Genomic DNA, 14800 nt, shown 5'->3' with positions numbered 1-14800 from the left:
TAAAACTGTTTTTATAAATAAACGCCATCATGTTATGTCGCCCCTGCTATAGGTGTGCCGAGTGCATCATGAGGCGGTGGCGGTATTTTATTGGTCTTTTTCAGTCGAACTTCTTCTTGGGTTTCCAGCTGAAACCCTTCCTGAAAGACCACGGTCACTTCATTGCCTGCACCAATAGGGATCACGGCGTGATACTGCTCGGCACGTTTGATGTAGTAATCACTCAGTGTTTTGGCGGCCTGACTCGCCCCCCCGCCCATCCCCGATTGCACGATATCACGCGCACTCAATGTGGCGATGTCCCCTGATTTAACCTGGGGTGAAGCCGCCTTTTCAATCCCCTTGCCAATCCCATCCACAAAGCCGGCGCCAAACGCCCAACCTAGGATCTTGCCATTACGCATCACCACATTACCCTTAATGCCGTTTTTGCCCATAAAGCTCACATGACCTGCAATTTTCTGGTCGATGACGTCATCACCAAGATGGCAACTCAGGCTGCGCGTACGCACTTCTGCTCGCTCACTAGAAACATCACCGTAGGCTTCGGCGTTAACAAAACAGCCGGTCAAATCTACTTCACGGTCATTTGGCAGTTGTACTTTTCCGATCAAACGAAATTGCATCGGTGCCGTATTTTGTGGACCAGTCACCGCAGCATTAGTATCGGCGCCCTCAATCACCAGCGATCGCGCAAAACTCCCTGACGGGATATAGGGGAGTTTGGGTTTCATCACCGACTCAGCATAAGAAAAACGGGTGGTTTCTACCGTGCCTGGATTGGGCATCGTGGGCATGGGCGCATACGTTATTTGCCCTTGCGGAGCAGAGCCCATGCCAGGATAGAACGCGCTAGGAGATGAGACGCCTTGTTGATTGAACGCAGTAGAGGGCAGAGGCTCATCAGGCGGCGCATTGTCCAATGCCGTTAACTGACGCTGTAAAAGATCATTTTCATGCGCCAGATCGCTGATGCGTTTTTGATCGCGTTCACGGTGGCTTGATAAGCTATCCATCTGCTGGCGCATCGCCGCCATCTCTTGGCGTATTGCCTGCGTGGCAGCTTGAGATTCGATGATGGCATTTTGTTGCACTTTGTCATCAAAGGTCGCATTGATGACCCCCGTCATATCAGGCGCAGGCGCTTTAATCAAAGACAGTTGAGCCTCATTTTTCATCGATACCCGAGAGGCATACCAGCCTACTCCCGCCACAGCTGACAAACCCAGTACCACGGTGATAAACAGGGTTATCTGTTTACGTTTCACCCCTGCATTAATATTTGTCATAATCACTCCCTGTCTGTCGTGATATAAAGGGAGAATGCAGCACCTGGCAACAAGCGATTGACCGGTTGAGTAAACATCACGGCACGAATGCCGGGTCGCCAAAAATCCTGCTCGGTTAAGTGAATCGAATAGGTGTTAGGATTGCGCACCTGATAACGGATGACACGCAATGCATCGCCCACCCAGGCTTGCTCTGCTGTCATGGTTAAACCCAGTGGTGCCAATGCGCGAGCTTGCGTCAAATCAGCCTGAGCATAACGCTCCGGCATATTTCCCCGCAATGCCGCTTTATTCAGTTCCACCAATAACGATCCATAGGGTTGCGCGGTTTCCCAGGCTTTCGCCGCAGGCCGACCCACGGGTTGCTCACCTAACAAGCGATAACGCCGCCCTGCCCCTTGACTCGGTGTCGCCTGGACAGAAAAAACCTGTTCGTGCTCTGTCTCGATATACAATGTAAAGGGCTTTTCACTGAGAGAAGAAAACAATACCGCCCCATCGACAGTATTACGCTTATCGGTCAACATACCGGCAGCACTGTTTATCGCTACAATACGATCACCCAAAACACCTATCAAGTTAGGATTGTTATTGCTAATCGCTAACTGAAACTGGCCATCAGCAGGTAAAGCCACTGCCTGCAATGCAGTAACCGCCTTTGCAGTCGTAAAAAAACACAGGCCGATGGCAATGATAACAACGAACAAAAGGTTATTTTTTCGCATCGGTTTTCTCCAAGAAGGCAACAATGCGCGTCATGCCATCGGCATAATCCAGTTTGAGGTGATAATTTTTTTGCTCACAAGTGGGCTTACCGTTACCGATCCAGGTTTTTAATACCCCGTGGATCTCAACAATGCTTTCCGTAGGAAAAACACGAATACGGGTCTGATAGAACGCTGAACTGACTTCATTTTGTCTAATTCTTCGGGATTCCTCAGCCAGCGTTATTTTGAAATCAGCTTGGGCGCCGGGTTTGGCAAATGAAAGCAAAAACTGATGCTGGGCATCGACGGTTTCGGGTGACACATTGAGGCGCAATGCAATGAATGACAGCGCCATCATCTGTAAATAAGCCGGACTGGCCAGCGCTTCTGAAAGAGCAAAAGGCGCATTAAACGCCATGGGGATGACTATTTTTTCCTGATGGCGCCTGAGAGCATGATTATCTACCGCCAGTAAAATGGTTGATAGTAAACTCAAAATCAGCATTAAAAAAATAACCAACAAGGTAACAGCGATGATTTTATTAGAGGAATGACGTGCTGTTAACTCCACAATATTTTCCTAAATCCGTTACTTTATCCATTGCCGAAAACTTGAATCGGGGATCACTTTAAAAACAGGGCGAAACAGAAAGCCAGGGAAATACCAGTAAAGCAAGTTGTACAGCCACATACTCCCTTTGCCGCGTTTTGCGGTGCGAATACCCAAACAAATTACCAATGCCATCCCCATCCCAAATAAAGCGTGATGAACCATAATGCCCCATAAAAAAACCGGTAACGACGGTAGGGCTTCATCATAGGGCAAACCAAATAGCCGACGTGGTTCACTGAGCGTTTTCGGGAAACGGTACTTTTGCAGATCCTCTTCGGTCGTCATGATCGCCCTCTTATTTAATCAGATAATCAAACAGTCAAACTAAATCCAATCGTGGTAAAGACAATCACAACAGCAATACCAAACAACATGAACACATTTTTGGTTTTGATAAAGGTAATAATGCCGACAATCACTTCTGCCAAGATTATCCACTTAGCGATGGCAGAGCTAGCACCAAACGTATCCGTAACCGTCACTTTTCCTCCTGCCATTAAATCAACCGCTTGAGAGACACCGATAATCCCCAACAGTGCTATGATAGAAGTAAGCATTAACCCTACCCAATGAGCGCTATTTTTGTAATTAAATTTTTTAGATACAGCAATGCCAGCAGCCTTAATAGACAGCATCATAATCTACTCCATTGATATTAGAATTTTATAAAAGTCATTGATATTAAACTTAAATTTCACTCCTCACTTTTTTCTTAAAAAAATAATATAAATTCATTTTCCATAGTATGGATATAATGAGTAATGTAAAAATCATATGTAGGTAACGTCGCCGTACCAAACCTAATTAGGGGCAGCAACAGTAAACTGACGCGCTAACACGTTAGGAATAGCCAGCTGTTCTTGTGTCGCCTTTTTATATTTGTGAGTCGGTGTTATAACACGGGGTGTCCAGGTCTTTCGTACAGGCATAGTCTGACATCTCATTTACCATTCTTATCTTTTTTCATACTCTCTTTTTACCATCATTGATTACAGTGCGAAACTCGTGTTTATTACCAAAACAGGACGCTTATTTTACTATCGCTTTGATCTTGAACAAAAGACTCACGATCAGCAGATAGATATTACTGAGATCGCCGACAGCAGCAATTATCAACTTAGCTGAGCCGAAACCGATCGCTTATTGTTCGCCAAGCAAGTGCTAACTAGCATTGCCGTGTTCTGTCTTACCCTTGTCCTATTAGCAGCATGGATGCCCGATAATAAACTGATTGAGTCGTTAGTAGATTTGATTAAGATCGGTGCACTCCCTCTGGTCACACTCATTATCTCTTTCTATTTTCCTCAAAACAGAAAAGGAGAATAATTGTAGATGTATCCCCAAAAAACAGACGAAGAGGCGGAAAAGCCAGTAAACGGGTTGAGACTACCTCCGTAGTACAGCACGGAGCACCTTTGGCGCTCTATTGAATGAGAAAAAAGCGAGTCAAAACCCACCGGATCAATCAAAAGTACCAAATTGGCACCAACCTAATTTTTCTCTACTAAGCTGCGGTGAAAACATCAAAAAATACATGGCCAATCGTATTACCCTCCCCTTTTACTCGCACTCCTCGTAAAGCAATGCCCTGTGAAACCATGACTTCTCCTGATGGATGTCTAGGGATGTAAACAAGCTTATTATCTGAAAGAAGTGAATGCACACTAAAATCGGTATCACCGGCATGAGTATCATCATAACAAGCTGTTGGAATATAGATAGTTGCAGTGTTTACGCCATGCTCCTTCGTGACTTGACCATCCCCTACCAGGACTCTTGACTGCGTAGTAAATAAGCTAGAGGACGCAGCATTCAAAACACTGCACACCGCTGCTCGGTAGCTCTGGAGTTTAGTTTCAAGTGCTTTGCATGCTAACTCCGACTTAACAATCGCATTCAACGCCACTGCACTAGCAACTAAGGCATTCATGGCGGTTTGAGAAGCGGCTACGGCTGTCATATCCGCATAGCTTTCTGGGCTAAGTCCACTCGCTAAGCCCGTAGCGAGTTTAGCAATAGCCATTGAGTTCGCCCCTATTGCTGCCATGGCTATAGAGGAATTTCGTAAGACTTCTTTGGCTGGTGAGGAGGTTGCTACCGCATTCATGGCCGTTTGTGAAGCGGCTACAGCCTCCATGGCCGTTTGTGAAGCGACTACAGCATTCATGGCAATTTGAGAAACGGCTACAGCCTCCATGGCCGTTTGTGAAGCGGCTACCGCATTCATGGCAATTTGAGAAACGGCTACAGCCTCCATGGCCGTTTGTGAAGCGGCTACAGCTGTCATATCGGCATAGCTTTCTGGGCTAAGTCCACTCGCTAAGCCTGTAGCGAGTTTAGCAATAGCCATTGAGTTCGCCCCTATTGCTGCCATAGCGGTAGAGGAATTTCGTAAGACTTCTCTAGCTGTTGAGGAAGCGGCTACAGCCTCCATGGCGGTTTGAGAAGCGGCTACAGTTGTCATATCGGCATAGCTTTCTGGGCTAAGTCCACTCGCTAAGCCTGTAGCGAGTTTAGCAATAGCCATTGAGTTCGCCCCTATTGCTGCCATGGCTATAGAGGAATTTCGTAAGACTTCTTTGGCTGGTGAGGAGGTTGCTACCGCATTCATGGCAATTTGAGAAGCGGCTACAGCTGTCATATCGGCATAGCTTTGTGGGTTAAGTCCACTCGCTAAGCCTGTAGCGAGTTTAGCAGTAGCCATTGAGTTCTCCCCTATTGCTGCCATGGCTATAGAGGAATTTCGTAAGACTTCTTTGGCTGGTGAGGAGGTTGCTACAGCCTCCATGGCGGTTTGAGAAGCGGCTACAGCTGTCATATCGGCATAGCTTTCTGGGCTAAGTCCACTCGCTAAGCCTGTAGCTAATTTGGCAGTAGCCATTGAGTTCGCCCCTATTGCTGCCATGGCTATAGAGGAATTTCGTAAGACTTCTTTGGCTGGTGAGGAGGTTGCTACAGCCTCCATGGCGGTTTGAGAAGCGGCTACAGCTGTCATATCGGCATAGCTTTCTGGGCTAAGTCCACTCGCTAAGCCCGTAGCGAGTTTAGCAATAGCCATTGAGTTCGCCCCTATTGCTGCCATAGCGGTAGAGGAATTTCGTAAGACTTCTTTGGCTGGTGAGGAGGTTGCTACCGCATTCATGGCAATTTGAGAAGCAGCTACGGCTGTCATATCCGCATAGCTTTGTGGGTTAAGTCCGCTCGCTAAGCCAGTAGCTAATTTGGCAGTAGCCATTGAGTTCGCCCCTATTGCTGCCATGGCTATAGAGGAATTTCGTAAGACTTCTTTGGCTGGTGAGGAGGTTGCTACAGTATTCATGGCAATTTGAGAAGCCGCTACGGCTGTCATTGCTGTTAAGGAACTTGCTACACCATCCATCACAGTTGATGAATTCACCGCCACAGCCATAGCCGTAACCAGAGCCGTTATACCCTCGCTCTTTACTACCGCCTCTATCGCGCGCGTACTGTTGGCCAATATGCCAAACGTAGAACTGTTGCTGACTATGATCTGTATTGCCACAGAGCTGGTAAAAAGACGGGTGAACTTTTTTTCATTACTATCATTCGCCAACCAGGTTTCCAATTGATCACTCGTTAAGTCTGATCACAAAAGGTAGGTCAACACATCTGGATCGCCGACAAAGAGATTAAAAAACTTAGTGAGTTTGCTTAATTCTGCCTTGGTCGAGAGCAAATTTTCTGAACCCTTAAGATAGCGGTTATCCGCATCACCCGTGGTGATCAATTCAGAGGAATTCGTGCCAACGTTTCTAGTCGCCGCTGTCCCTAACTCGAGATTCAAGCGAGCCTGAACTTTGTCGAGCACATCCTTCAAGTTTTCTGCAGCATGAAGGTAACTCGTATCCGACTCCCTGAAGTTAATCACGTTGCTCACAGTTTCGATGGCAGACGCCGGGATAGTATTGAGCGGTAGGCGTACCATTTGGACCAATGCGCCACCTTCCTGGCGCACGGGTCTATAAGGTGAGGAGGAGTACCCCACGGCCACTAAGGTATCCAGCTCAAAAACGCCGATTTCGCGGATGGCTTCCTCTTTTTTATTTTCAGGTAGGATCAGCTCGCCGATGACGCTGTTCTTTTCCCTGTCCACCGTCACGCACTCCAGCGGCGCTTGGTAAATGACATTTCTTACCTCCTGTGCCTGCTTAAGGTCTGTGATGGATAAGGGCGTAGAAGCATTGCCTAACGCCATGTGGGTGAGTTGCAGTTTGCTGCCGGACGCACAGGCGTCCTGCAAGCGTTTGTCGCCTTCGGCCGTCCAAGAAAGCATAACGTCGTGGGAGTTCATAGAGACCTTCTCTGGTGTATGGATATTGGGGTGATAGCGCGCCAGCAGGGCATAACGTCATGCTCTTTTTTTATTCATCCCGGCGTTTTATTTGTTTTCTGACTTGACGGCGCCAAGGAAGAGGGTCCCCGCGCGTCCCCTGCGCGGTTATCTACTCAACGCGTCTTTTCTCTTTTTACTCAAGCGGGGAGGTCTTCCTGGGTCAGGTACCCCCTTGCTCTGCTGCTGGAGGGGGGTGCGTATAAGGCACGTTATGCTAAAGAAGGCGCTGCGCCCTGCGATTTTCGCAGCGGCTTTTTCAACATAACGTCATATAGCAGCGGCGTTATAAAATGACTTAATTAAAGAAGGAAAACAGGTGATCGACATCACACCTCTCTTTTCTACGCCGTGCTTTGGCATGAGCCCATTTCTTCTCAATGGGATTCAAATCTCACTTTTACCCACAATTTTTGTTATTAAGAATAATGAACAATCTCACAGTTTCTTGCAGGATCTCATACCCTCGCCAAAGCGACATTATTCCCGGTAAACCCTCGGCACGTCGGTTAAGAAATCCTCCCAATTGACCCAGCCATGTTATTGCCTGAAGCACTGTGGGGGGATGCTCGGGAAGGCGGCTTGTTGTCTGTATTCTGCAATACAGCGTTTGCCATTCTACCTTTGACAACACATCGGTGCAGGTAGCCTCAGGACACAACGCTGCCATTTTGGTCATATACATCAGTTTGAAGGCGATAATGCTTTTGAGGGTGATCATTTTCGTTAGTTTGGTTGCCGTATTTAAACGACATTGTTCAACACAACATCCTGATTTCAGTGTGTTGAAGAACTCCTCTCTCTTCCATCTCAGTCTATACCCATTCACTTTCTCTTCTGCTTCAAAGGCGTCAGTGGCCGTCAAATGGGTCAATAATACCCATTCGACAGGCGCTACTCCTTCTGGAGGAGGCTGTTCTTTAACACTGATGGCAGATACGTGAACCTTTTCATGGATATGCCGTGAAGCGTCTTTATTGGTAGACCCATAAACGAGACTATTTCTAATGGGGAGCCAGCCTGAAATGGAGCGAATATCCACATAAGCCGTTCTTGCTACCCTTTGCTGATTTTTGGGCAGGGTGAGTGCTATGGTTTTTAAAATCGGCGTCTTTGACAAGGCGGTTTGCACCGTTGTTTTTTTCCCCTTTTCATCTCATCGATAAATTTTCTGTCTTTCCGGTTGCGGATAATAAAAAATGGTTTTAGTGAGCTTGTAACCCGAAAAAGTTCGAAAATATCCGCTTCTCTGTCTCCCAGCGTGATTAAGCAGGTATCTTTGGGTATCCGCGCCGCTGTCTCGTAGAGGGTCTCTATCCACTTAATACTTTCTTTTTCTTTCATTGTCGATTGATAAAGCCGCCGCTGTTTTTCCTGAGGGGTTTCCTCTCGGGAAACACGTGACCCGCATTTAAGCGAGGATAACCCAAGCGGCAAGCCCTCCTGAGTTACCATCAAACTTGCATGAAGCATCAACCCCATTTTATGTTTGTGATAGGCTTGAGATAGACTTCCCAACCCCTCTCTTTTTATGTGAGTCAACGTTCAACTCTGATGTGTCCTGAAGAGAAAAAACCAGTGAATGCCCCTCCAGACGTTTTTGTGTTTGCACACAATGTGTACGGAATATCGCGCTCTCGCTCACTCTCTCATTGCTAAAAAATCGATAAGCTCCTTTGGCCTGTGACCAGGAACCATGACAGCTTGGGTAAATTGAACCTGACGCTTTTGATGATAAGAAGCCCGCTGTTTCAAAAAAACGCTCTTTAAGGCGTTTATCTCCGAAATCAATTTGATGAAATTCTTCACGGATCCACTCATTCCCATTACCCGTTACTGTTTTCATGTGCCTGTTTCCTGATTTAACTATTGACTCTACCAATAATCCAATTTCACCTGAATCATTTTTCATTCAACGTTGTGGGTAAAAGTGAGGGTTCAGGTCAGGAGAATACGTCGGGAGATATTCCAGAATAAAACCAGATTTTTGTATAGTAGACTGGATATCCTGGCGTTTGTGAAAGCTCACATTATAGCAGGGGCCGTATAAGTTGATTATAAAAATCAGCAATAACATATTGATATTAAATAATATTTATTAACAAAAGAGATCACGTTACATGGCGCCTGCTATATCCATCACGATAACAGCACCTTGAGGGATTTTTGGCAGTAAGTCTTGGGTTACCCACGCATGAAAAATATCGCTATTGATATTGTATTCAAAGGCACAAACGGTGGTTAATTTTCCGTTAAGCTGAGCGCCAATGACATTGGTACGTGCTTTAGCGGGCCAATCATGTTGACCGTAACACCGCTTACCTTTAGCTCAATAGCCGTAGAGGCGGGGCATGTCATGAGCAAAACCGCTTTCATCAACGTAAATAATAGGGGTCTCGCTGGCTTCATAGGCCTGGATATTGCTCTGAAAATCTTCTCGGGATTGGGCGTTGGCGTTTGGATGATAAAAGGTTTTTTTTATCGCTAAACCCTGACCGTTTTAACGCATGGCAGATACCTCTAGCGCTCACTCCCATACGTTGGGCTCGCTCGTATTGAGACGCGTCAGGGTAGGTTTCCACATCAAGAATCAACGCCGCTCGAGCTATTTTACTGGCGGGTTTATCACGTGTCAGACAAGGTTCTATTCGTTTAGCCCAGCGCATCAGACTTGCGGTCCCAATACAAAAACGTGTGGCCGTTTGGGCATATGTAAGCTTTTCTTGCTCTTTAATAGCCAATACATGTTGGCGAAATTTTAATGGATAAGTCATCTCGAGATTATACATTAATTTATACAGCCTACGCTATAATCAATGCGACCGTGTTTGGCCACAAACTTGAAGACGGTTACCCCAGCCATAGCTCCGCAGGTACACTGAAAGCCCTTCTTCTGGAATATCGAGTGAGGCTAATGTTACGTTACAATTGACAATCCGGTTCTTTCTCAGAGTGGTGATCCAAATCCAGTTATGGAACAAATGGCCTTGAGATTACTCAAACTGGAATACCAGGCATCCATTACCACCGCTTCAGGCTCTACACTAAAAACGCCCTTGTCTTTTGAACAGAAACAAGAAAACAAGATTATTTCGAGTATTCGTATGACCGTTGAATACGCCATCACAGGAATCAAGCGACTCGGGTGTATGACTCAATCTTTACGTAATCGCCGACCTTTTATTGACGAGACTTTCATCCTTCCCAGCACTGGCATCTGGAATTTCCATCTCAGAATGGCTTGAAATTCAGTTCATTACCAAAACAGACCGCTTATTTTACTATTAAGCAACAAGTTTTTTATTGCATAGTGAAAAAATAGGCGGCCATTTTAATTGTCGTCTACCGGCCAAAATAATTGATTTTGTCATATGCTATTTACGCTTAATAAATTACTATAAAAACGCTATGTCATATTGATAAATTAGGCTAAAAGATCCAAAGGAGTAAGTTAAGAAAATACTTTGTACAACGCTGTAAATTGGGTAGGATAGAATACAGATCTCCCACATGAGTTTGTATGATTAGTAGGTTTCATCTGTCAATATTGAATTCAGTATTAACATTATTTTTAATAAACAGCTAAAATCATAATTTGTATTTTTATAAAAACAGCTAAGCTCCTTAACTTTTTCTTTAAAATTTAAACTCGTGTCATACATAAAATTCAATCTTAAACAGGATTAATAAGAACCTCCTCTTTAACGAAAAAATATCCACACCCCTCGCAAGAGGTTATCTTGCCTGATTATCTTTAATTTTCAATATATTAACATTTGGAATGTTTATGCATTTTCATTTTTTATTCATAAATAAACATTATTTAGAATCCACATGAGTTTTTATTTTATAACAATAAGTTGTGTATATCATAATCTCGAATACACACTATATTTAGATTCTGTTTTTTCTGGTATATTAGTTCGCAAGAATCTATAATAGACTCTATTTTTTAGATTTTAATCGAGATTAACCATGCCAAAACTTCAGGTTTTTATCAATAAGACTATTTTAGAAAAAATAAACACGATTGTTTTTAATAAACGTAACGATGGAGCAAAAAAACATGAAGTTAATACGTCTAATACAACTTCCATGCTCATAGAGTTAGGTTTAAAAGTCTATGAATTGCAGCAGAGAAAAATGGAAAGTAACTTTAATCAAACAGAGTTGAACAAAGTCATGTTAGAGAATATGGTAAAAACAAATTTTATTTGTCAGAAGTTATTAGGTATGAATTCATTTATGTCTGAAATACAAAAAAATGAAAAATTTAATTTCCAACTAATGGCTAAAACGATACGTAATGATACAACTGAAGTTGTTAATAAATTATTCCCAACAGATGGAGAAAATACTTAACATGAGTCTTATTGCTATTTTTTCTTTATAAAATATATAAATTTATTAATGAAAGTAATTTTCATTTTAACTATTAAAATTTGGCTAGTAATAATTTAATTTTATAAAAAATATAGACCAAATTAATAAAATATTGATAAATATAAATTTGAATAAGTAGGCTCTGTCCCTAAAGAATAAAATATGTAATAAAGCGCCATAAAAAGGTGATAGCTATGGCCCGAAAAGTGATAACAGACAGGATATGGGAAACGTTGAAATTTTTATTACCTGGTGCTAAAGGCAGGCATGGAAAAGACGACAGAAACTTTCTTGAAGCGATGTGTTGGATCGTGAGGACAGGCGCCCCGTGGCGTGATTTACCTCCTGAATTTGGACCTTGGAAAACGGTGTATAACCGTTACAATAACTGGGCAAAAAAGGACATTTAGACGCCATTTTAGCGTTTTTTAAAAAAAGATGGGGATCACGAATGGGACATGATTGCTGGAACCATTATTCGGGCTCATCGGCATGCAGCTGGCGCAAAAGGAGGTCAGGAAAAAGAAGGATTAGGGAGAAGTTGTGGTGGATTTTCCTCAAAAATTCATGGAAAAGTGGATGCTTTCGGAATGCCTTTGGAATTTGTTATTACGGCTGGACAAGCCTCTGATATTGGACAGGCACAGGTGTTGATGGGAAGTGATGCTTGCGATTATCTTTTGGCAGATAGAGGCTATGACAGTGATCTCTTCCGTCAATTTCTACAAGAAAAACAAATAACACCCGTGATCCCCGGGAAAAAAAATCGGATTAATGAAGTCATTTATGACCAACATATTTATAAAGAACGTAATGCCGTTGAGCGTTTTTTTGGTCGCATAAAGGAATTTAGGCGTATTGCCACCCGATACGATAAAACTGCCATTATGTTTAAAGCCGGGCTTGTACTTGCATCTATTCTGATGTGGCTAAAACTTTAAGGACAGACCCTAGTCTTAGTAACAAAAATCGATGTTATCGAGAAAGCGTTGAAGGTGCTAGGTAAGTATAAGTAGCGTGCTATCATCTTTGCATCGCCCTGGCCCATTTTATTCCGGCTTAGTTCACAGTTCACTCTAACCAATTGCATGAATACATGATGGATTTCCACACTAATGCGATGTTTATGCGCTATTACACTGAATTACCGGCTCTAGCCCAGATATCAAGGTTATATAACAAGCTACACAAAATTCAAGGTACAAGGTTATTTGCCAGTACGGTTTGTTCCCTGCAAAGCATAAAATTTCTCATGTAGTGATTTTGGATATAATTCGGTGTACACCTGCCATAAAACGTTTAATGAGCGGTGACCTGTTACCTGAGCTACTTCTTCGATACTGAATCCGGCCTCAAATAGACGGCTAGCCCCTTCGCGGCGCAAATCGTGGTAACGCAGATCTTTAATACCCAAGGCATTTCGGACACGTTGAAAACCGGCAGTGACAGAACGAGAATTATACGGGAAAATTAACTCACTGGTTTTCGGCTGGTGTTGCACGATAGTCCATGCGTCGCCAAGCAACGGTACCAGCATGTGATTACCCGATTTTTTACGAGGATCCTTCCTGTCCCTGACCAGCACCGCTTTTTGCTTCTCGTCAATATCTTCCCACCTGATTTTGCACACCTCACCGACCCTCATACAACTGAGTATTGAGAAATTCAAAATATCGACAAACGGAATTTTTGCGGCAATATGACCGCTTCTGGCTTCCAGTCCCACAAGCAATTTATCTAATTCATCACTTACCGGACGGCGGCTGCGGCGTTTAGATTTTCCTATCAACCCCATTTGCAGTAGGAGCGGCCTTGCCTCTGTTGCCGGGTTAGCTGTGTAGTCAATTCCATAAACAGGTTTAACAGAAGCTAACACAGAGGAGAGATAACTCACATCGTGGTTAACAGTGGACGGGCCAGCGCCAGCGCCGTTTCTGTGGCGGCAGTGCTCGATAACGTGGTTTGTGGAAAGGTCTGCAAGTAAGGCATCGGCTATGTCGCAATCCAGCAGCATATCCAGTACATAGCGTTTTGTACGGCCTGCTTTGCCACCAAGATTTGGATCATTAATATAACGTTTTAGCAGTTCGCCAACGGTCATTTTCCCGATGTCGCTGCTGTTGGGTACACCATTTTCTTCCAGTTCGGCTGCTCGTTTTACCCCCCATGTTTTGGCTTGGGCTAATTTTCCAAAGGTTCTTGTTTCGCGGTGCAGATGTTTGCCACCTGCTTTTACGCCTGCAGTACAGCGGTATCTTGCAGTACCGTCAGCACGGGGACGTTTTACTATGTTATAGTAAGCCATACTTCTGCTAATCCTGTATTCTTGGTACACCATTTAAATAGTGTACCCTATGGTGTACCAAGAATACAAAAATACGACAAAACGGCCCAAAATGCACCAAAATAGAGAAACTCAAAATCTAAGCCAACCCAATGAATTATCTGAAAATCCAGTAAAATCCTCCCCTCACCGTTTCTCTGTAGCACCGATGCTGGATTGGACTGATCGTCATTGCCGCTATTTTCATCGCTTGCTGACCAGACAAACGTTGTTATATACCGAAATGGTTACCACTGGTGCCATCATTCATGGCAAAGGCGATTACTTGGCGTATAGCGAACAAGAGCATCCCATTGCAATTAGGTGGCCATGACCCACTGGCGTTAGCGTATTGTGCCAAACTGGCGGAGCAACGAGGTTATGATGAAATTAATCTCAACATTGGTTGCCCTTCTGATCGAGTACAAAATGGTCGTTTTGGCGCTTGTTTGATGGCGGAGGCCGATCTAGTCGCCGATTGTATTAGTGCCATGCACGATGCAGTATCCATTCCTGTCACTGTGAAAACACGTATCGGGATTGATCAACAAGATAGTTATGCATTTTTATGTGAATTCGTGCAAAAAATTGCCGATAAAGGTGAGTGCCGCAGTTTAATCATTCATGCCCGTAAGGCTTGGCTTTCAGGGCTAAGCCCGAAAAAAAACCGCGAAGTACCACCGCTCGATTATGCCCGTGTTTATCAACTTAAACGTGATTTTCCAACGTTAACCATCGCCATTAATGGGGGTGTAAAAACATTGGCGGAAGCTGCCGATCATCTCCAACATGTTGATGGTGTGATGATGGGGCGTGAAGTTTATCAAAACCCTGCTATTTTAACTCAGGTAGATCCTGAACTTTTTCATTCTCAGCCCCCGATAGTCGATAACGTAAGCGCAATAGAAGCGTTATATCCCTATATTGAACAGGAATTGTCTCAAGGGACCCGTCTTAGCAATATTACCCGCCATATTCTCGGGATATTCCAAGGTATTCCCGGCGCGCGTCAGTGGCGACGTCATTTAAGCGAGAATGCTTATAAATCTGGTGCGAATATTATGGTTGTTGAACAGGCGCTCTCCTTAGTGAAGGATAGGTTTGAGTCTAATTAAATCCTGAAAACCTATTCGA

General features: G+C 44.1%; 18 protein-coding genes and 2 pseudogenes. 5 read left to right on the top strand and 15 right to left on the bottom strand.

The window, feature by feature from the left end; translation table 11 throughout:
• Positions 1-32: 32 nt before the first annotated feature.
• From traB to AAHH42_RS14675, 14 genes and pseudogenes are all read right to left on the bottom strand, one after another.
• A complete protein-coding gene (gene traB, locus AAHH42_RS00455) occupies positions 33-1289 on the bottom strand; it encodes an F-type conjugal transfer pilus assembly protein TraB (RefSeq protein ID WP_119963665.1) in 1257 nt (418 codons plus the stop codon).
• A 2-nt stretch (positions 1290-1291) separates the two neighbouring features.
• Positions 1292-2014 (bottom strand): type-F conjugative transfer system secretin TraK, encoded by a 723-nt coding sequence (gene traK / locus AAHH42_RS00450; protein WP_342221475.1) that lies wholly within the window; start codon positions 2012-2014, stop codon positions 1292-1294.
• Entirely contained in the window at positions 2001-2567 is a 567-nt protein-coding gene (gene traE, locus AAHH42_RS00445; RefSeq protein ID WP_119797668.1) for a type IV conjugative transfer system protein TraE, read from the bottom strand. Before traE ends, traK begins: the two co-directional genes overlap by 14 nt.
• A gap of 18 nt (positions 2568-2585) precedes the next feature.
• Entirely contained in the window at positions 2586-2894 is a 309-nt protein-coding gene (traL, locus tag AAHH42_RS00440; RefSeq protein WP_119797669.1) for a type IV conjugative transfer system protein TraL, read from the bottom strand.
• Positions 2895-2920: 26 nt separating this feature from the next.
• Positions 2921-3247, bottom strand: coding sequence for a type IV conjugative transfer system pilin TraA (locus AAHH42_RS00435; protein WP_205411437.1), 327 nt, complete (start codon positions 3245-3247; stop codon positions 2921-2923).
• 162 nt (positions 3248-3409) lie between these two features.
• Entirely contained in the window at positions 3410-3538 is a 129-nt protein-coding gene (locus AAHH42_RS00430) for a hypothetical protein (RefSeq protein WP_276527815.1), read from the bottom strand.
• Positions 3539-4113: 575 nt separating this feature from the next.
• A complete protein-coding gene (locus tag AAHH42_RS00425; protein ID WP_342221474.1) occupies positions 4114-6183 on the bottom strand; it encodes a hypothetical protein in 2070 nt (689 codons plus the stop codon).
• A 33-nt stretch (positions 6184-6216) separates the two neighbouring features.
• Positions 6217-6921 carry a phage tail protein gene (locus AAHH42_RS00420; RefSeq protein WP_342221473.1) on the bottom strand — a complete coding sequence of 235 codons (705 nt, stop codon included), beginning with the start codon at positions 6919-6921 and terminating at the stop codon, positions 6217-6219.
• Positions 6922-7360: 439 nt separating this feature from the next.
• The gene (locus AAHH42_RS00415) at positions 7361-8092 is read right to left on the bottom strand and encodes an IS4 family transposase (RefSeq protein ID WP_342221472.1); all 732 of its coding nucleotides are present in this window, start codon (positions 8090-8092) and stop codon (positions 7361-7363) included.
• Positions 8059-8502, bottom strand: a complete 444-nt coding sequence (locus tag AAHH42_RS00410; RefSeq protein WP_342221471.1) for a hypothetical protein — start codon at positions 8500-8502, stop codon at positions 8059-8061. The genes AAHH42_RS00415 and AAHH42_RS00410 overlap by 34 nt, the downstream gene beginning before the upstream one ends.
• Complete coding sequence (locus tag AAHH42_RS00405; RefSeq protein ID WP_342221289.1) at positions 8444-8872, bottom strand: IS4/Tn5 family transposase DNA-binding protein; 429 nt, start codon at positions 8870-8872, stop codon at positions 8444-8446. Before AAHH42_RS00405 ends, AAHH42_RS00410 begins: the two co-directional genes overlap by 59 nt.
• On the bottom strand, positions 8873-9037 hold the full coding sequence (locus AAHH42_RS14680; protein WP_425286305.1) for a transposase: 165 nt from the start codon (positions 9035-9037) through the stop codon (positions 8873-8875).
• A gap of 328 nt (positions 9038-9365) precedes the next feature.
• Positions 9366-9749 carry an IS630 transposase-related protein gene (locus tag AAHH42_RS00400; RefSeq protein ID WP_342221470.1) on the bottom strand — a complete coding sequence of 128 codons (384 nt, stop codon included), beginning with the start codon at positions 9747-9749 and terminating at the stop codon, positions 9366-9368.
• 14 nt (positions 9750-9763) lie between these two features.
• A pseudogene (locus tag AAHH42_RS14675) lies at positions 9764-9997 on the bottom strand (IS701 family transposase); the annotation flags it as partial.
• Here AAHH42_RS14675 and AAHH42_RS00395 point away from each other — a divergent pair.
• The 4 genes from AAHH42_RS00395 to AAHH42_RS00380 all read left to right on the top strand — a co-directional run bounded on the left by AAHH42_RS00395 (position 9942) and on the right by AAHH42_RS00380 (position 12284).
• A complete protein-coding gene (locus AAHH42_RS00395; protein ID WP_119797673.1) occupies positions 9942-10205 on the top strand; it encodes a hypothetical protein in 264 nt (87 codons plus the stop codon). The pseudogene AAHH42_RS14675 and the gene AAHH42_RS00395 sit on opposite strands and share 56 nt — an antisense overlap.
• 730 nt (positions 10206-10935) lie before the next feature.
• Complete coding sequence (gene traM / locus AAHH42_RS00390) at positions 10936-11322, top strand: conjugal transfer relaxosome DNA-binding protein TraM (protein ID WP_342221469.1); 387 nt, start codon at positions 10936-10938, stop codon at positions 11320-11322.
• 215 nt (positions 11323-11537) lie between these two features.
• Positions 11538-11753 (top strand): transposase, encoded by a 216-nt coding sequence (locus tag AAHH42_RS00385; RefSeq protein ID WP_342221468.1) that lies wholly within the window; start codon positions 11538-11540, stop codon positions 11751-11753.
• Between the two features lie 48 nt (positions 11754-11801).
• Entirely contained in the window at positions 11802-12284 is a 483-nt protein-coding gene (locus tag AAHH42_RS00380; protein WP_083429617.1) for an IS5 family transposase, read from the top strand.
• Positions 12285-12550: 266 nt separating this feature from the next.
• Here AAHH42_RS00380 and AAHH42_RS00375 read toward each other — a convergent pair whose 3' ends face one another.
• Positions 12551-13648: a tyrosine-type recombinase/integrase gene (locus tag AAHH42_RS00375; RefSeq protein WP_072550584.1), complete on the bottom strand. Its 1098-nt coding sequence runs from the start codon at positions 13646-13648 to the stop codon at positions 12551-12553.
• Between the two features lie 187 nt (positions 13649-13835).
• On the opposite strand from AAHH42_RS00375, the pseudogene dusA reads away from it, so the two are divergent.
• A pseudogene (dusA, locus tag AAHH42_RS00370) lies at positions 13836-14781 on the top strand (tRNA dihydrouridine(20/20a) synthase DusA).
• Positions 14782-14800 lie beyond the last annotated feature (19 nt).

Source organism: Candidatus Fukatsuia endosymbiont of Tuberolachnus salignus (genome assembly GCF_964030845.1).
In the GTDB taxonomy this organism is placed as follows: domain Bacteria; phylum Pseudomonadota; class Gammaproteobacteria; order Enterobacterales; family Enterobacteriaceae; genus Fukatsuia; species Fukatsuia symbiotica.
This window is presented reverse-complemented; position numbering and strand designations above follow the sequence as displayed.